Here is a 15864-nt window from a genome sequence, read left to right as displayed (position 1 = left end):
CGATCGGTTAAATCGCCGTAAGGTGAAGGGTTTGGGTGCCGCTGCCCGGTCAAAGCTCGCGCAAGACGGGTGCCGCCTTCTGCCCGAGGATGCGCCAGGTGCCGATCAGGCCGATGCCGACGGTCAGGACGAGCGCGGTGACAAGCGTCAGTCCCGCGACGTCGGGCAGAAAGGTCGAGGGCAGACGCATGATGCGGGCGACGATGAACCAGGCGGCGACGCTGCCGGCGATCAGCGCGAAGATCGCAGTCGCGAGGCCGAGGATTAGATATTCGTAGCTGAAGGCGCGGATCAGCATGGCGCGCGTGGCGCCGAGCGTCTTCAGCACCACCGCGTCGTGGGTGCGCGCCCGGTTTCCGGCGGCAAGCGCGCCGGCAAGGACGAGGATGGAAGCGAAAAGGGCGACGGAGGCCGCAGCGCGGATCGCGGTCGCGAGCTGTGCGACCAGCTGGTTGACGATATCGATCGCGTCCTTGACGCGCACACTGGTGATCGTCGGATAGGTGTTGGTGACGGTTTTCAGGATCGCCGCATCTTCGGCCGGTGTCGAAGAGGGATCGGTCAGGGTCGCCAGCCACGCATGCGGGGCGCCGCGGAAGGTATTCGGCGAGAAGACCATGACGAAATTGATCGAAAGCGATTCCCACTCGACGCGGCGCAGATTAGCGATTTTCGCCGTGATGTTGCGGCCGAGCACGTTGACGGTGACTTTATCGCCGATCTTGAGGCCGAGCTCATGTGCCTCTTCCGAGGAGAAAGAGACGAGTGGCTCGCCGCTGTAATCCTTGTCCCACCATTTGCCTTCGGTGAGGGCGGCGTTGTCAGGCAGGGTTTCGGCATAGGTGATGCCGCGATCGCCGTTCAGCACCCAGCGGCCGGCGGCCGGCACGTTCATCTTGGTGACGTCCTCGCCGTTGAAGGCGATGATCCGGCCGCGCAGCATCGGCACTTCGACGAGCTTGCCCTGCGGCGCCTGGCCCTGGACGAGATCGCGGAAGGCGCCGACCTCGGCGCTCTGGATATCGACGAAGAAGAAGTTCGGCGCACCCTCGTTCATGCGGCCGGTCAGCTGCCGGCGCAGGTTCCCGTCGATCAGGGTCAGGGTCACCAGCAATGCCAGGCCAAGGCCGAGCGAGAGCACGACTGAGGGCGTCAGTGCGCCGGGGCGGTGGATATTGCCGATCGCAAGCCGCAGTGCCGGCGAATTGACGCGCGGGCTGCGGCGCGCGAGCCAGGCGATCAGCGCGGCGACGAGGCGCAGGACGACGAAGGCGAAGACGATCGCGCCAACGAAGACGACAGCGATGAAGCGGTCATAGGCGGTGAGGATGGCAAGCCCGGCAAGGGCGGCCATGAATAGGGCGGCAAGCAGGATGTAGGGCCAGGAGGGCAGGTGGCGGGCCTCGAAGCCCTGCTCGCGGAACAGTGCGGTCGCCGGCACTTCGCGGGCGTGGCCGAGCGGCAGGATGGCGAAGGCGAGCGTCGTCAGGATGCCGAAGAACGTGGCGAGCAGCAGGGCGCCGGGGTAGAGGGTCGGCGCGGTCGAGACCGGCAGGAATTGCGCCAGGAACTGCGCGGCCAGCATCGGCGACAGGGCGCCGATGACGAGGCCGATCAGGATGCCGCCGAGAGCGATGATGGCGATCTGGAAGAGATAGATCAGAACGACGACCTGCGCCGGGGCGCCGAGGCATTTGAAGGTGGCGATGGTGGTGCGTTTGGAATCGAGGAAGGCGCGCACCGCATTGGCGACACCGACGCCACCGACGATCAGTGCGGTGAGGCCGACCAGCGTCAGGAACTGCGAGAAGCGGGTGATGTTTTCGGTGAGCGAGGGCGCGGCACGGTCGCTGGTGCGGATCGCCCAGCCGGCGGAGGGGAATTCCTTCGAGGCGCGCGCCTGGATGCCCGACATCGCGCCCTTGTCATCCAGCCGGATCTTGTAGGCATGTTCGACCAGGCTTCCGGTCTGGATCAGCCCGGAGGCTTGGAGCGCCTGGCGGCTGACAAGCAGACGCGGCGCAAAGCCGAAACCTTCCGATAGTGCATCCGGCTCGGTTTTCACGGTGCCGGTGATGCTGAGCTTGACGTTGCCGAGCAGCAATTCGTCGCCGACCGCAAGCCCGAGCCGATCGAGAAGCAGTGGCGCTGCGACCGCACCATAGGTGCCGCCTTGGCCCGAAAGCAGGGCTGCAAGCGGATAGTCCGGCTCGGCGACGAACTTGCCATAAAGCGGGTAGGCGTCGTCGACAGCCTTGACCTCGACCAGCGCCTGATCGGAACCGTCGGGCTTGCGGGCCATCGAGCGCAGGCCTGTCGACACTGAAACGGTGCCGAGGCCTTCGAGGGAACCCAACTCCTCAGGCGTGGCTTCGCGGTTGTTGAGTTCGAAGCGGACGTCGCCTGCCAACAGTTCCTGCCCCTGCGAGGCGATCGTGTCGGTGATCGACTGCGAAACGGAGTTGACGGCGGCAATGGCGCCGGTGCCGAGCGCGATGCAGGCAAGGAAGATGTAGAAGCCGCGGATGCCGCCGCGCAGCTCACGCAGCGCCAGGCGAAAAGCGAGCGAGACGCGTGGGGTGATTATCCTCATGCGATCGCCGCTTCGCTGCGGCGGGCGGCGCTGTCGCCTTCGATCCTGCCGGAGCGGACGCGAATCTGGCGCGAGCATCGGTTTGCGAGCGAGACGTCGTGGGTGACGAGAAGCAGGGTCGTGCCGCGTTCGGCCTGCTTGGAGAACAGAAGGTCGGCGATCTGGCGGCCTGTCTCGGTATCGAGATTGCCGGTCGGCTCGTCGGCGATCAGCAGGGCAGGCGAGGGGGCGAGCGCCCTGGCGATCGCCACGCGCTGCTGTTCGCCGCCGGAAAGCTGGCCGGGATAGTGGTTCAGCCGTTCGCCGAGGCCGACCGACTTCAGCTCGCGATGAGCGATCTCAAAGGCGTTGCTGACATTGGCGAGTTCGAGCGGCACGGCGACGTTTTCCAGCGCCGTCATGTTGGCGATCAGATGAAAGGACTGGAAGACGATGCCGATGTTGCGGCCGCGGAAATCGGCGACCTGGTCCTCGCTGAGGCTGTGGAGGGGCGTATCGTTGATGTTGATCTCGCCGCTGTCGAGTTTCTCCAGCCCGGCAAGCACCATCAGCAGGGTGGATTTGCCGGAACCGGAAGGGCCGACGATGCCGACGGATTCGCCGGCCGCGATATCGAGATCGATGCCCTTCAGCACATGGACGGAGGCGGCTGCGCTGCCGAGGGTCAGATCGGCGCCCTTCAACTCGATAATGGTTTTTGCCAACAGAAATCGCCCTATATAAGTCCGTAATCGAATGGCCGCATAACGGCACTTCGCCAATCTAGGGAAGCCAGCATGAGATTTAAAGTTGCCGCCCTTCAATTCACCGTCATCGCCGTCTCGCTGATCCTTGCCACTGGAGCCAATGCCCGGACAATCAATCTCGTCGGTTTCGGGGACAGTTTGATGGCGGGCTATCAGTTGCCGCCCGGCGACGGCTTTCCGGAAAAGCTGCAGGCGGCCCTGAAAGCGAAGGGGCTCGATGTCACCATCGCCAATGCCGGGGTCTCCGGCGACACGACGACAGGGGGCCTTGCGCGCATCGACTGGTCGGTACCCGACGGCACCGATGGGGTCATTCTCGAGCTTGGCGCCAATGATGCGTTGCGCGGCATCCCGCCAGAGGAGAGCGCGAAGAATCTCGATCAGATGATTATCCGGCTAAAGGAGCGAGGGATTGCCGTGCTGCTCGCCGGTATCATAGCGCCGCCGAACATGGGAGCGGATTATGCCGCACGATTCAACCCGATCTACCAGAAGCTCTCGGAAAAACATGGGCTTGCACTCTATGCCTTCTTCCTCGACGGCGTCGCGCTGGAGGCTGGGTTGAAGCTTGACGACGGCATGCATCCAAATACGAAAGGTGTCGACGTCATGGTCGAAAAGATGGAGCCTGCTGTCACAAATTTCGTCGAAACGATTTCTTCTGTGAAGAAATAGGGGCTTGCGCGGTTATTGATTGCATGATTCCGTGTGAGCACCTGCAAAAGATTCGGGGAGTGCTCGTGATGCCGAGACTGTTTACCGCCCTCGAAATTCCGCGCAATGCGGCGATGAGTCTTTCATTGCTGCGCGGTGGCCTCCCCGGAGCACGATGGATCGATGTGGAGAATTACCACATCACCCTGCGCTTCATCGGTGATGTCGACGGCCGCACGGCCGATGAAATCGTTGAACGCCTCGACCGGATCGACCGGCCGGAATTCCAGTTCCGGCTGGAAGGCATCGGTTCCTTCGGCTCGAAGAAACCGCATTCGGTCTGGGCCGGCGTCTCGCAATCGCCTGAAATGTATGCCCTGCAGGGCGAGATCGAGCGGATCTGCCAGCGCATCGGGCTGCCGCCGGATCCCCGCAAATTCATGCCGCATGTGACGCTGGCGCGGCTGAAATCCTCGCGGCTCGACGATGTCGTGCAATATCTGGCCGGACGCGGCAACTTCCACACAACAACCTTCACCGCACCGCGCTTCGTGCTGCTTTCGTCGCGCGAATCGGTCGGTGGAGGGCCTTACCTCACCGAGGAAGTGTTCCCGTTGCACGAGGCACGCTCGACGCCCAGCGTTTCGAGCAGCCTGCAGCAGCCGGTCAAGAGCCTGGTGTAGACCAGCTCGAAACCTTCAGGGCCGCCATAATAGGGATCGGGAATATCCTCTCCCGTTCCCAGCGCGGTATCACCGAAAAGGCGGATATTCGCCCCATGCGGCGCGCTCTTTTCGAGTGCCGCCAGGTTGTCACGGTCCATGGCGAGGATCAGATCGAAATCCCTGAAATCCCTCGGCTGAATGCGCCGGGCGCGCTGCCCCGATATGTCGATGCCGTGATTTTTCGCGGTGGCGATCGAACGCCGGTCGGGCGGATCGCCTTCATGCCAGCCGCCGGTGCCGGCGGAAGCGATCGTAAAATCGCCGGTCAAGCCGGCCTCGGCGACGAGGTGGCCAAAAATTCCCTCCGCGAGTGGAGAACGGCATATATTGCCCATGCAAACGAAAAGGATGCTGATGCGTTTCATCGGTGAACCTGTCGGACAGAGAAGAGGAGCATGGCATGAAAATGGAAAAACTGGAACGGACGGCGGTTGAGGCTGAGCTGACCGAGCTTTCGGGCTGGGCGCTCAATGATGCGGGTTCGTCAATATCGAAGACGTTCAAGTTCGCAAATTTCGTCGAGGCTTTCGGTTTCATGACGCAGGCAGCACTTGCGGCCGAGAAGCTCAACCACCATCCCGAATGGTTCAACGTCTATTCAAGGGTGGATGTGACGCTGAACACGCATGATGCCGGCGGACTGACGGAGCTGGATTTCAAGCTCGCCAAAGCCATGGAGAAGGCGGCGGCGCGACGTGTTGCTTGAAAGCGGGGCCGATTGAAGGGGCCGATTGAAAGACTGGGCGCCGTCACCATATGTTCGCATGGACAAAAGGGATGCAGGGATGGACGAGGTCAAATTCGGGGAAATCCTGTTGCCGGGCGACGAGGACACCCAGAGCCGGCGCGAGAAGACCGTCAGGCAGAAATTCTGGCCGACATTCCGGCGGGCCGTGCGGCAGATCCCGTTCTCGCGCGATGTCGTTGCCGGTTTCTATTGCGCGCTCGATCCGCAGACGCCGACGAAGGTGCGCGGCGTACTGCTTGCAGCACTCGCCTATTTCGTCATGCCGATCGACATGATCCCGGATATTTTCGCCGTCATCGGCTTTTCCGACGACATCGCCGTGCTCTCGGCTGCCTTCGCCATGGTGCGCGGCCACATCCGGCCGGGCCACTACGAAGCGGCCGACCGCGTTCTCGCCGACCGGCCGGAAGAAGCGATGAAGACGATCTAAAGCGCGTCGCGATCTTTCGTCCTTCCAAAACCGCTGCCCACTTTGGGCGACATTCGTCAGGCGATTTCGCGTTCCAGCACCTTGCGGAGCTTGCCGAAGGCAAGCCGGATACGCGACTTCACCGTGCCGAGCGGCAGTCCGGTCGCTTCGGCGATCTCCGAATGCGATTGACCGAGGAAGAAGGCGGCTCGCAGCATGTCGCGCTGTTCCTCCGGCAATTGGCCGACGGCGGCGCGTATCTTGGCGTCGCGATCGTCATTGGCGATGATTTCTTCCGCGCCGATATCGGCCGGCGGCTGCAGGGCCGGATCGGTCTCATCGAAGATGCGGGTGTTGGCGCGCCGCTGCATGTCGATGCGGCGGTTACGGGCAATACGGAAAAGCCAGGTCGAGAGGGAAGATCGCGTGGCATCGTAGAGCTCTGCCTTGTGCCAGAGCACGATCATGATCTCCTGGACCAGTTCCTCGGCCTCGCCTGATGTCATCCTCTGGCGCATCAGCCAGGCTTTCAGGCGGGGTGCGAAATAGTCGAACAGGATGGAAAAGGCCTGCTGGTCGCGATCGTTCGCGACGGCCTTCGCGAGGGCAGCGAAACGCTGTCTTTCCTCGGCATCCATATCCCCTCACCAGCCCCCTGCGGCAATAATTTCGTCTCGGATTTCCAAGTCTTACTGAGGTACAACGGATTTGGGAAAGGTCAAACTCTTGCCTGAATCTTTGTGTCTTAAATTCAGCCGAACGGACGGCCAGTGCCATTGGGGCACGGTGTCGCGGTCGATACCGTCAAAGGGGCGAAAATTGACACTCGAGCTGAAATGACACAGGCACATACAAATCGCAGCTATCGTTGACCATTTGGTAACCTGAATTAAGTCAAAATAAAGCAGATCGTGATTATGCGGCGCCCGCTATGATCGCTTCGGGCCTTGAATCGCAAGAACCGGCAGGAATCCATGTTTGTAAAAAGTATCGTATCCGCTCTCGCACTCACCCTTGTTATGGCCGGAGTTGCGACAGCGCAGCAGGCCGCGCCGAACCGCATCCAGCAGTTCCAGGCATGGGGCGCTTACTCCTACAAGTCGGGCAGCAGCACCGTCTGCTACGTGCTGTCCGTTCCGACGGCAAAGCAGCCGGCAAGCGTCGACCACGGCGACAATTTCTTCATCGTCTCCCAGCGTCCGGGCCAGAATATCTCCTACGAGCCGCAGGCGATGATGGGCTACACGGTCAAGGAAAATTCGAAGATCAACGTCGTCATCGACAACAAGACCTTCGTAATGTTCACCAAGGACAAGGCCGGCTGGGTCGAGAACGCTGCCCAGGAGCCGGCCCTCGTCGCTGCGATGAAGACCGGTCATTCGATGACGGTCAATGCCGTTTCGCGCAAGGGCACCGGCACCTCCTACAGCTATTCGCTTTCGGGTATCTCGGCTGCGCTGAAGCAGATCGAAACCTGCAAGTAAGCTTTTTTGTTGTCAGAGCTTCGAGGGCCGGCCTTGCGCCGGCTCTTGTCGTTTCCATCTATAGTGACGCGCGGGCAAAATGATGCTAAAGGCCGCGCAACAGCGGACAGATCGCGATATCAGTCGCCGTTCCGCCATTCAATTTCTGCCAATGTGCCGTCATGCACCCGCCAGTCTTCCGGCTCAGCCCTGAAGTTCGCAGGGTTTGCGGGGCGGTTACGTGTTCGAATTCGGGATGAAAGACTATGTCCGTCATGGATGCGATTGATGTCATCACGCCTCAGGCGCCTCGTGCCGCTTCCGGCTTCGAGAAGCCGTCCCTGATCGGGCTGTCACGCGAGGAGATGGGGGCGGCACTCCGGGAAAAGGGTGTGGCCGAGAAGCAGATCAAGATGCGCGTCTCGCAGCTCTGGAACTGGATCTATGTGCGCGGGGTCTCTGACTTCGACCATATGACGAATGTCGCCAAGGACATGCGGGAGATGCTGAAGCAGCATTTCACCATCGAACGTCCCGAGATCGTCGAGGAGCAGGTCTCCAACGACGGCACGCGTAAATGGCTGCTGCGCTTTCCCGCCCGCGGCGCCGGGCGTCCAGTCGAGATCGAGGCCGTCTACATTCCGGAAGAGGGCCGCGGTACGCTCTGTCTTTCCAGCCAGGTCGGCTGCACGCTCACCTGTTCCTTCTGTCATACCGGGACGCAGCGTCTGGTGCGCAACCTGACGGCGGAGGAAATTCTTTCGCAGCTGCTGCTTGCCCGCGACCGGCTTGGGGATTTCCCGGACCGTGAAGCGCCGCAGGGCACGATCATGCCTGCCGAGGGCCGCAAGGTCAGCAACATCGTCATGATGGGCATGGGTGAGCCGCTTTATAACTTCGATGCCGTCAAACAGGCATTGCTGATCGCCACGGATGGTGACGGCCTGTCGCTGTCCAGGCGCCGCGTGACGCTTTCTACTTCTGGCGTTGTGCCGGAGATCTTCCGCACCGGCGAGGAAATCGGCGTCATGCTGGCGATTTCGCTGCATGCGGTGCGCGACGATCTGCGCGACCTTCTGGTGCCGATCAACAAGAAGTATCCGCTGAAGGAGCTGATCGAAGCCTGCCGGACCTATCCTGGCCTTTCGAACGCACGGCGCATCACCTTCGAGTATGTGATGCTGAAGGATGTCAACGACAGCCTGGAAGACGCCAAGGGGCTGATCAAGCTCCTGAAGGGCGTGCCGGCAAAGATCAACCTCATTCCGTTCAATCCGTGGCCCGGCACCAATTACCAGTGTTCGGACTGGGAGCAGATCGAGAAGTTCGCCGATTTCATCAATTCGGCAGGCTATGCCTCGCCGATCCGCACACCCCGCGGTCGCGACATTCTTGCCGCCTGCGGCCAGCTGAAATCGGAGTCGGAACGCATGCGCAAGACCGATCGTTTGGCCTTCGAGGCGATGATGATCGCCAATCATGGCGCCGACGACTGATCAGCAAGTTTGATCCTCGCTACAATTCTCCGCGATTGATTTCAGGGGGCACTTTTCCTAAAAGTGCCCCCAAAATCATTCAGGAGGATACCCATGCGCCCGATTTTGCTCGCTCTTGCCGCCACTTTGGCCCTTTCCCTGCCCGCAAAGGCCGATGATGTCACCGTCGCCGTGACGGCGATCGTCGAACATCCGGCGCTGGATGCGGCGCGCAAGGGCGTTCTCGATGCGCTGACGGCCGCCGGCTACAAGGAAGGCGAGAACCTGAAATTCGTGTTCGAATCGGCGCAGGGCAATCCGGCGACGGCGGCCCAGATCGCCCGCCAGTTCGCCGGCGACGAGCCCAATGTCATCGTGCCGATCTCGACACCCTCGGCCCAGGCCGTCGTCTCCTCGACGCGCGACATTCCTGTCGTCTTCACGGCCGTGTCCGATCCGCTCGGCGCCCAGCTCGTCAAGAACATGGACAAGCCCGGCGGCAATGTCACCGGCCTTTCCGATATGTCGCCGGTCGCCGAGCACCTGGCGCTGATCAAGGAAATCCTGCCCGATGCGAAAACCATCGGCTATCTCTACAATTCCGGCGAGGCGAATTCCGTTTCGCTGCTCGCCGTGTTGAAAGCTGAAGCCGAAAAGGCTGGCCTGAAGGTAGTCGAATCGGCTGCCACCAAATCGGCCGAGGTCCAGGGTGCGACACGCGCGCTCGTCGGCCGCGCCGATGTGATCTACATTCCGACCGACAACACGATCATCTCCGCGCTCGAAGGCGCTGTCGCGGTGGCCGAGGAGAGCAAGCTGCCGCTCTTTACCGCCGATACGGATTCGGTTTCGCGTGGCTCGATCGCCGCCCTCGGCTTCAACTATTATGATGTCGGCAAGCAGACCGGCGAGATCGTCGTGCGCGTGCTGAAGGGCGAGAACCCGGGCGACATCGCGGTCAAGACTGCCGCCGGCAGCGACCTCGTCGTCAACAAGGCTGCGGCCGAGAAGATGGGCGTCACCCTGCCGCAGAGCGTGCTTTCCCGCGCTACCAAAGTCATCGAATAACAAGGCGACTGCCGTCGCTGATCGAGTTTGCAGCCGCTCCCGTTCCACACGGGGGCGGCTGATGGTATTAAAAGCCTGATGTTTCGCGCAGGGCGCGGAGCGGAAACGGACAGAAGAGGGGCGGAAGCCTTGAGCCAAATCGCATTCTGGGGGGCCGTCGAACTCGGACTGGTCTATTCCTTCGTCGCTCTCGGCGTCTATCTCGCCTTCCGTGTTCTGGATTTCCCCGACTTGACGGTCGATGGCTCCTTTCCGCTTGGCGCGGCGGTGACGGCCGTGCTGATCATTGCCGGCGTCAATGCCTGGCTTGCGGCTCTGATCGCCATGGCAGCCGGCGCCGCTGCCGGCATGGTGACGGCGCTGCTCAACGTGCGCTTCAAGATCCTCAACCTGCTCGCCTCGATCCTGACGATGATCGCACTGTTTTCCGTCAATCTGCGCGTGATGGGCAAACCCAATGTCGCCCTCATCAATGCCGACACGATGATCAGCCCGTTCTTCGGCCACGGCCTTCGCGATTTCTACGTCCGGCCGCTCTTCGTCGGTGTTCTGGTCGTCATCGCGCTCATCCTGGTCTGGCGTTTCCTGGAGAGTGATGCGGGGCTGGCAATGCGGGCGACCGGCGCCAATGCAAGGATGGCGCGGGCCCAGGGCGTCGATACCAGCCGGCAGATCTATCTCGGCATGGCGATCTCCAATGCGCTGGTGGCGCTCGGCGGTGCGCTGTTTGCCCAAACGAACGGCTTTGCCGACGTCACCTCGGGCGTCGGCACGATCGTCGTTGGTCTGGCTGCCGTCATCATCGGCGAGACGCTGCTCGGGCGGCGCGGTCTGCTGATCGCGTTGATCGGCTGCGTGCTCGGCTCGATCCTCTATCGCATCGCGATCCAGCTGGCGCTTTCGAGCGACGTCATCGGCCTGCAGGCGTCCGACCTCAATTTCGTCACGGCCGTGCTGGTGACCGTGGCGCTCATCCTTCCCCGTTTGCGCGGAGGTGCCGCGTCGTGATCAACCTCAAGAACATCAAGGTCGTCTTCGGGCGCGGCACGCCGCTGCAGAAGCAGGCGCTCTCGGGTGTCAGCCTGACGATCGAGGAAGGCTCCTTCGTCACCGTCATCGGCTCGAACGGCGCCGGCAAATCGACGCTGCTCGGCGTGCTCGCCGGCGATGTGCTGGCAAGCGAAGGGCAGGTGCTGATCGGCAATAGCGACGTGACGCGCAAGACGACGGCGGCGCGCGCCGGACTTGTCGCCCGTGTCTTCCAGGACCCGCTGACCGGAAGCTGCGGTGCCTTGTCGATCGAGGAGAACCTGGCCCTTGCGGCGCGTCGCGGCGAACGGCGCGGGCTCGTTTCGGCGCTTGGCGCAAAACGGCGCGACCATTTTCGCGAGAGGATCGCCGAGCTCAATCTCGGGCTGGAGAACCGCATGAAGGACCGCATGGACCTGCTTTCCGGCGGCCAGCGCCAAGCGGTCTCGCTCGTCATGGCGACGCTGGCGGGCTCGGAGGTGCTGCTGCTCGACGAACATACGGCGGCGCTTGACCCCGGCATGGCGGAATTCATCATGGGCCTGACCCAGAAGATCGTTTCCGAGCGCAAGCTGACGACGCTGATGGTGACGCATTCGATGCGCCAGGCGCTCGACTACGGCCACCGGACGGTGATGCTGCATGGCGGAGAGATCGTGCTCGATGTCGCCGGCGACAGCCGCAAGACATTGCAGGTCGAGGACCTGATCGCGATGTTCCGCAAGATGCGCGGCCAGACGTTGGATGATGACGCGTTGCTGATCGGCTAGGCCGACAGCGGGCTGATCGGTTAGCGGGCAGCTGATCGTTTCACGACCGCGGGGGCGGATCGGCCAACCGACCGCGAGCGGATCGATCAACCGACCGCGGCGGATTGTCCTCAGAGGCCAGGGGGACCGTCATCAAGAGCAGACTTCCACCAGCACGCGATGGCCGTACTGGTTGAGCCATTCCGGCTGGCACTGTTCCGGGTCATAGTCGTCATCGCCGAAGAACAGACGATTTCTATCGTGGAAGGCGAAACGGCCGTCGCGATGTCCGCCAAAATGGCCGGCTCCGCCGAAATGATGCGCTCCGAAGCCGCGATCGGCGAAATTGCCGCCGCCCATATGCGCACCACCGTCGAAGTGGCCGCCGTCGCGCGAGAAGCCGCCATGGCCTCTGCCGCCGTGAGCCAAGGCAGGCGTTGTCGCTGTAAGGGACGTGGCGGCAAACGTCAGCGCAACAACTCCTGCCGTTATGATATTGCGTAACGTAATCAAGGACTTATCCTTTCAAGCTAGCTCTTCGTGAGCCGTAAAGGATATGTGGGCAGCGAAGGTGGCGTGGCCTAGCCACAATTGCCGACTTACGATCATATGTTGATCACAAGTAATCGCGCGAAAGGCATGGAATAAATTTGGAAGATGACGAAATTCGCGGTCACAGCCTGCTCCGGCGTGGCGTCTCGCGAATATTGGTGTAGCTGGCGGCGGATCGTTTCACGACCTCGGGCGGATCGATCAACCGACCGCGGGCGGATCGATAAGCCGACCGCGGGCTATTTCGCCTGGGTGAGCAGGATCTTCGCAGCGAAGACCGAGAAGACGCCGGCGAAGGTATAGTCCATGCCGCGCAGCACTTTCTTGTTGTTCTGCAGCCAGGAGGCCAGCCAGTCGGCGGCAAAGACGACGCTGGCATTGACCGGCATGCCGATCAGGATGAAGCAGAAGCCGAGAAAGAGTAGCTTTTGGGTGACGGCCGGATCGCCGGCGCTGACGAATTGCGGCAGGAAGGTCATGAAGAAGATGATGACCTTGGGGTTCAGAAGATTGACCCAGAAGCCCGACGAGATGTTGGAAAGTGGCGTGCCCTTCTGCTCCTCGACCTTGGCGACGGTGAGCTTCGAACCGAAACGGATCGCCTGTACCGCCAGCCAGAGCAGATAGGCGGCACCGCCGGTCTTCAGGATCAGGAAGGCGGTCGGCGAGGCGGTGATCAGCGCCGAAATGCCGAAAGCGACCAGCATGGTGTGGACGACGATGCCGAGGCTGGTGCCGACGACAACGAAGAGCGCCGCCTTCTTGCCCTGGGCGAGCGCGCGGCTGATCGACAGCGTCATGTCGGGGCCAGGAGTCGCCGCAAGCAGCAGCGTCGCGGCGGCAAAGGCCAGAAGAGTCGGCAGGTTGGGCAGAAAATCCATGACACACTCTGAAAGCCGGAAAGGATCTGGGGATCTCCTACCCGGCTTTCAGAAAATTACCAATCAAACCTTCTGATGGTACCGATTACTTCTGTTCGAGGAAGGCCTTGAACTTGTCGGCGTAGTCCTTGTGCCAGCGTGACAGCGGCGGACGATTCTCAATGATATCGCCGGCCGCCCAGAGCATGCGGCGCTCGTCGACCGGACGCGCCACATCATTGTCGGGGCAGAGAATATAGAAATCGCCGCGTTCGAGGCTTTCGACCATGAAATCGACGGTCTGTTCCGGCGTCCAGGCGGCGGCCGGTTTTTCCGCGCGGTCGCCCTTGGTGAGGCCGGTGAACACGAAGCCGGGGATCAGAAGATGGGCGGAGATCTTTCCGCCTTCGGTATTGCGAAGCTCATGCTGCAATGCTTCGGTGAAGACTTTCACACCAGCCTTGGAGATGTTGTAGGCGGGGTTGCCGGGCGGCGTGGTGATGCCCTGCTTGGAGCCGGTGTTGATGATCAGGCCCGGCTCGCCATGCGACAGCATCTTCGGGCCGAAGGTGCGCGTGCCGTTGATCACGCCCATCAGGTTGACGGCGAAGATATTGTCCCAGTTCGCCTGCGGGCTGAAGATCGAGGTTTCCGGGCCGATACCAGCATTGTTCATCAGCACGTGCACACGGCCGAAACGCTGGAGCACGGCGCGCTCGAGCGCTTCCAGCGAGTCTCTGCTGGCGACGTCGGTCTCGACCGCCATCACATTTTCCTCGCCGGCGATGGCCTTGAGTTCGTTGGCGGCGTCGGCCAGCCGATCGCCGCCGAGATCGGCAATGGCGACGCTCATGCCGCGTCCGGCGAAATATCTCGCTGCGGCAAGACCGATGCCGGAGGCGCCGCCGGTGATGACGGCAACATTGGGCTTCTTGAAAATGTCTTGAATATTCGTCACGGGGGCAGCCTCTCCTCGAGCATTTGCGGACGCTGGCGAATATGGGCTCCGCTTTCGCCCTGTCAAACGCTATCGGCACCATCACCGTCGCACTTGGCCTTGCGTCACGCGCCAATCTCGCTAAAAGTGCCGCGACACCGGGTTTTCGCCGGCCTTTTATGCAACGGACCTCATCATCATGGCATCATACAAAGACGTGAAGAAAGTCGTTCTCGCCTATTCCGGCGGTCTCGACACCTCGATCATCCTGAAGTGGCTGCAGACGGAGCTCGGCGCCGAAGTCGTCACCTTCACCGCCGATCTCGGCCAGGGCGAAGAGCTGGAGCCGGCGCGCAAGAAGGCCGAGATGCTCGGCATCAAGGAGATCTATATCGAGGATGTGCGCGAGGAATTCGTGCGCGATTTCGTCTTCCCGATGTTCCGTGCCAATGCCGTCTACGAGGGCGTCTACCTGCTCGGCACGTCGATCGCCCGTCCGTTGATTTCCAAACATCTGATCGATATCGCCAAGAAGACCGGCGCCGATGCGATCGCCCACGGCGCGACCGGCAAGGGCAACGACCAGGTCCGTTTCGAACTCTCCGCCTATGCCCTGAACCCCGACATCAAGATCATCGCGCCGTGGCGCGACTGGGCGTTCAAGAGCCGCACGGATCTGCTGGCCTTTGCCGAACAGCATCAGATCCCGGTTGCCAAGGACAAGATGGGCGAGGCGCCATTCTCGGTCGATGCCAACCTTCTGCATTCCTCGTCCGAAGGCAAGGTTCTCGAGGACCCCTCCCAGGAGGCGCCTGAATATGTGCATATGCGCACCATTTCGCCTGAGGCAGCCCCCGATAAGGCAACGACCATCAAGGTCGGCTTCGAAAAGGGTGATGCGGTCTCGATCAACGGCGTGCGCATGAGCCCGGCGACGCTGCTGGCTGCGCTCAACAATTATGGCCGCGACAACGGTATCGGCCGTCTCGACCTCGTCGAAAACCGTTTTGTCGGCATGAAGTCGCGCGGCGTCTACGAGACGCCAGGCGGCACGATCCTGCTTACGGCGCACCGCGCCATTGAATCGATCACGCTTGACCGTGGTGCCGCCCATCTCAAGGACGACATCATGCCGCGTTACGCCGAGCTGATCTATTACGGCTTCTGGTTCTCGCCGGAGCGCGAGATGCTGCAGGCGCTGATCGACAAGAGCCAGGAGCATGTCGAAGGCGAAGTGACGCTGAAGCTCTACAAGGGCAATGTCATGGTCATCGGCCGTGAAAGCGACAAGTCGCTCTATTCCGACAAGCTCGTCACTTTCGAGGATGATCAGGGCGCCTACGACCAGAAGGATGCGGCCGGCTTCATCAAGCTCAATGCGTTGCGCCTGCGCACGCTCGCCAAGCGCAACCTCGTGAAATAATCACGGTTCACCTTCGAACCGGATATCAGCCCGCCGGCATTGCCGCGCGGGCTTTTTCGTGGAGTGAGGTGGCAAACGCCACCAAACTCTTAGAGCGTTCTGGATGGTCGGATTGCATCAACAACGGACATCGGCTCGGCTTGGATAGACGACCGCTACGGGGCCGACACCGGTCTGGCAGGTTTGGGACGCGATAGCGAATTTGCCGTCATTCGTCGGCCGACGCTGTTGTCGGCGGCTTGTGACTAATTCAAGCCATGCCGCGGTCGGGCATGGACGTCTGCTCTTATCAGATGCGCCGCGCGCAGCTCGTTCGACGGCTTCTAAGTTGGATCGGGCGCAAGCACATCGTCGACAGCTCCAAGTCCCCGTATGCTCATGAAAATAGGCCCGGTCTGACAACCGCGACTACACACATGAAGCTATTGCAGGG

At 61.6% G+C, this 15864-nt stretch carries 17 protein-coding genes; 10 read left to right on the top strand and 7 right to left on the bottom strand.

Annotated elements, in window-relative coordinates:
- Window positions 1-49: 49 nt before the first annotated feature.
- The gene (locus tag AC244Q_RS21085; RefSeq protein ID WP_128406555.1) at window positions 50-2593 is read right to left on the bottom strand and encodes an ABC transporter permease; all 2544 of its coding nucleotides are present in this window, start codon (window positions 2591-2593) and stop codon (window positions 50-52) included.
- Window positions 2590-3297, bottom strand: a complete 708-nt coding sequence (locus AC244Q_RS21080; protein WP_033181881.1) for an ABC transporter ATP-binding protein — start codon at window positions 3295-3297, stop codon at window positions 2590-2592. Before AC244Q_RS21080 ends, AC244Q_RS21085 begins: the two co-directional genes overlap by 4 nt.
- A 72-nt stretch (window positions 3298-3369) precedes the next feature.
- On the opposite strand from AC244Q_RS21080, the gene AC244Q_RS21075 reads away from it, so the two are divergent.
- Both AC244Q_RS21075 and thpR read left to right on the top strand, forming a co-directional pair.
- On the top strand, window positions 3370-4014 hold the full coding sequence (locus AC244Q_RS21075) for an arylesterase (protein ID WP_113546745.1): 645 nt from the start codon (window positions 3370-3372) through the stop codon (window positions 4012-4014).
- A 68-nt stretch (window positions 4015-4082) separates the two neighbouring features.
- On the top strand, window positions 4083-4676 hold the full coding sequence (gene thpR, locus AC244Q_RS21070; protein ID WP_029870906.1) for an RNA 2',3'-cyclic phosphodiesterase: 594 nt from the start codon (window positions 4083-4085) through the stop codon (window positions 4674-4676).
- Here the strand turns inward: thpR and AC244Q_RS21065 are convergent.
- Window positions 4583-5083, bottom strand: a complete 501-nt coding sequence (locus AC244Q_RS21065; protein WP_113546746.1) for a low molecular weight protein-tyrosine-phosphatase — start codon at window positions 5081-5083, stop codon at window positions 4583-4585. The two genes, thpR and AC244Q_RS21065, sit on opposite strands and share 94 nt — an antisense overlap.
- 35 nt (window positions 5084-5118) lie before the next feature.
- On the opposite strand from AC244Q_RS21065, the gene AC244Q_RS21060 reads away from it, so the two are divergent.
- Both AC244Q_RS21060 and AC244Q_RS21055 read left to right on the top strand, forming a co-directional pair.
- Complete coding sequence (locus tag AC244Q_RS21060) at window positions 5119-5424, top strand: 4a-hydroxytetrahydrobiopterin dehydratase (RefSeq protein WP_012759348.1); 306 nt, start codon at window positions 5119-5121, stop codon at window positions 5422-5424.
- A gap of 79 nt (window positions 5425-5503) precedes the next feature.
- Window positions 5504-5896 carry a YkvA family protein gene (locus tag AC244Q_RS21055; protein WP_012759347.1) on the top strand — a complete coding sequence of 131 codons (393 nt, stop codon included), beginning with the start codon at window positions 5504-5506 and terminating at the stop codon, window positions 5894-5896.
- A gap of 56 nt (window positions 5897-5952) precedes the next feature.
- On the opposite strand, the gene AC244Q_RS21050 is transcribed toward AC244Q_RS21055, so the two are convergent.
- Window positions 5953-6513, bottom strand: a complete 561-nt coding sequence (locus AC244Q_RS21050) for a sigma-70 family RNA polymerase sigma factor (protein ID WP_012759346.1) — start codon at window positions 6511-6513, stop codon at window positions 5953-5955.
- 336 nt (window positions 6514-6849) lie between these two features.
- On the opposite strand from AC244Q_RS21050, the gene AC244Q_RS21045 reads away from it, so the two are divergent.
- The 5 genes from AC244Q_RS21045 (at window position 6850) to AC244Q_RS21025 (ending at window position 11680) form a co-directional block, all read left to right on the top strand.
- The gene (locus tag AC244Q_RS21045) at window positions 6850-7359 is read left to right on the top strand and encodes an invasion associated locus B family protein (RefSeq protein ID WP_003543638.1); all 510 of its coding nucleotides are present in this window, start codon (window positions 6850-6852) and stop codon (window positions 7357-7359) included.
- A 245-nt stretch (window positions 7360-7604) separates the two neighbouring features.
- On the top strand, window positions 7605-8834 hold the full coding sequence (gene rlmN / locus AC244Q_RS21040; RefSeq protein WP_128406556.1) for a dual-specificity RNA methyltransferase RlmN: 1230 nt from the start codon (window positions 7605-7607) through the stop codon (window positions 8832-8834).
- Window positions 8835-8927: 93 nt separating this feature from the next.
- Complete coding sequence (locus tag AC244Q_RS21035; protein WP_128406557.1) at window positions 8928-9881, top strand: ABC transporter substrate-binding protein; 954 nt, start codon at window positions 8928-8930, stop codon at window positions 9879-9881.
- Window positions 9882-10010: 129 nt separating this feature from the next.
- Window positions 10011-10889 (top strand): ABC transporter permease, encoded by an 879-nt coding sequence (locus tag AC244Q_RS21030; RefSeq protein WP_011653881.1) that lies wholly within the window; start codon window positions 10011-10013, stop codon window positions 10887-10889.
- Window positions 10886-11680 (top strand): ABC transporter ATP-binding protein, encoded by a 795-nt coding sequence (locus tag AC244Q_RS21025; protein ID WP_105007624.1) that lies wholly within the window; start codon window positions 10886-10888, stop codon window positions 11678-11680. The genes AC244Q_RS21030 and AC244Q_RS21025 overlap by 4 nt, the downstream gene beginning before the upstream one ends.
- 132 nt (window positions 11681-11812) lie before the next feature.
- Here the strand turns inward: AC244Q_RS21025 and AC244Q_RS21020 are convergent, their stop codons facing one another.
- The 3 genes from AC244Q_RS21020 to AC244Q_RS21010 all read right to left on the bottom strand — a co-directional run bounded on the left by AC244Q_RS21020 (window position 11813) and on the right by AC244Q_RS21010 (window position 14029).
- The gene (locus tag AC244Q_RS21020; protein ID WP_128406558.1) at window positions 11813-12172 is read right to left on the bottom strand and encodes a hypothetical protein; all 360 of its coding nucleotides are present in this window, start codon (window positions 12170-12172) and stop codon (window positions 11813-11815) included.
- 278 nt (window positions 12173-12450) lie between these two features.
- On the bottom strand, window positions 12451-13092 hold the full coding sequence (locus tag AC244Q_RS21015; protein WP_128406559.1) for a LysE family translocator: 642 nt from the start codon (window positions 13090-13092) through the stop codon (window positions 12451-12453).
- Between the two features lie 85 nt (window positions 13093-13177).
- Window positions 13178-14029: an SDR family NAD(P)-dependent oxidoreductase gene (locus AC244Q_RS21010; RefSeq protein WP_128406560.1), complete on the bottom strand. Its 852-nt coding sequence runs from the start codon at window positions 14027-14029 to the stop codon at window positions 13178-13180.
- A gap of 178 nt (window positions 14030-14207) precedes the next feature.
- On the opposite strand from AC244Q_RS21010, the gene AC244Q_RS21005 reads away from it, so the two are divergent.
- Window positions 14208-15431: an argininosuccinate synthase gene (locus AC244Q_RS21005; protein WP_011653876.1), complete on the top strand. Its 1224-nt coding sequence runs from the start codon at window positions 14208-14210 to the stop codon at window positions 15429-15431.
- Window positions 15432-15864: the final 433 nt, after the last annotated feature.

Source organism: Rhizobium sp. CB2179 (assembly GCF_057653455.1).
The sequence above is the reverse complement of the archived record's forward strand: the minus strand, read 5'-3'. Positions and strand labels throughout refer to the sequence as shown.

What these genes read in the sequence shown, in the direction of transcription:
- AC244Q_RS21085 (WP_128406555.1), bottom strand. Translation starts at nt 2,593, where the DNA reads ATGAGGATAATCACCCCACGCGTCTCGCTCGCTTTTCGCCTGGCGCTG.
- AC244Q_RS21075 (WP_113546745.1), top strand. Translation starts at nt 3,370, where the DNA reads ATGAGATTTAAAGTTGCCGCCCTTCAATTCACCGTCATCGCCGTCTCG.
- thpR (WP_029870906.1), top strand. Translation starts at nt 4,083, where the DNA reads ATGCCGAGACTGTTTACCGCCCTCGAAATTCCGCGCAATGCGGCGATG.
- AC244Q_RS21065 (WP_113546746.1), bottom strand. Translation starts at nt 5,083, where the DNA reads ATGAAACGCATCAGCATCCTTTTCGTTTGCATGGGCAATATATGCCGT.
- AC244Q_RS21060 (WP_012759348.1), top strand. Translation starts at nt 5,119, where the DNA reads ATGAAAATGGAAAAACTGGAACGGACGGCGGTTGAGGCTGAGCTGACC.
- AC244Q_RS21055 (WP_012759347.1), top strand. Translation starts at nt 5,504, where the DNA reads ATGGACGAGGTCAAATTCGGGGAAATCCTGTTGCCGGGCGACGAGGAC.
- AC244Q_RS21050 (WP_012759346.1), bottom strand. Translation starts at nt 6,513, where the DNA reads ATGGATGCCGAGGAAAGACAGCGTTTCGCTGCCCTCGCGAAGGCCGTC.
- AC244Q_RS21045 (WP_003543638.1), top strand. Translation starts at nt 6,850, where the DNA reads ATGTTTGTAAAAAGTATCGTATCCGCTCTCGCACTCACCCTTGTTATG.
- rlmN (WP_128406556.1), top strand. Translation starts at nt 7,605, where the DNA reads ATGTCCGTCATGGATGCGATTGATGTCATCACGCCTCAGGCGCCTCGT.
- AC244Q_RS21035 (WP_128406557.1), top strand. Translation starts at nt 8,928, where the DNA reads ATGCGCCCGATTTTGCTCGCTCTTGCCGCCACTTTGGCCCTTTCCCTG.
- AC244Q_RS21015 (WP_128406559.1), bottom strand. Translation starts at nt 13,092, where the DNA reads ATGGATTTTCTGCCCAACCTGCCGACTCTTCTGGCCTTTGCCGCCGCG.
- AC244Q_RS21005 (WP_011653876.1), top strand. Translation starts at nt 14,208, where the DNA reads ATGGCATCATACAAAGACGTGAAGAAAGTCGTTCTCGCCTATTCCGGC.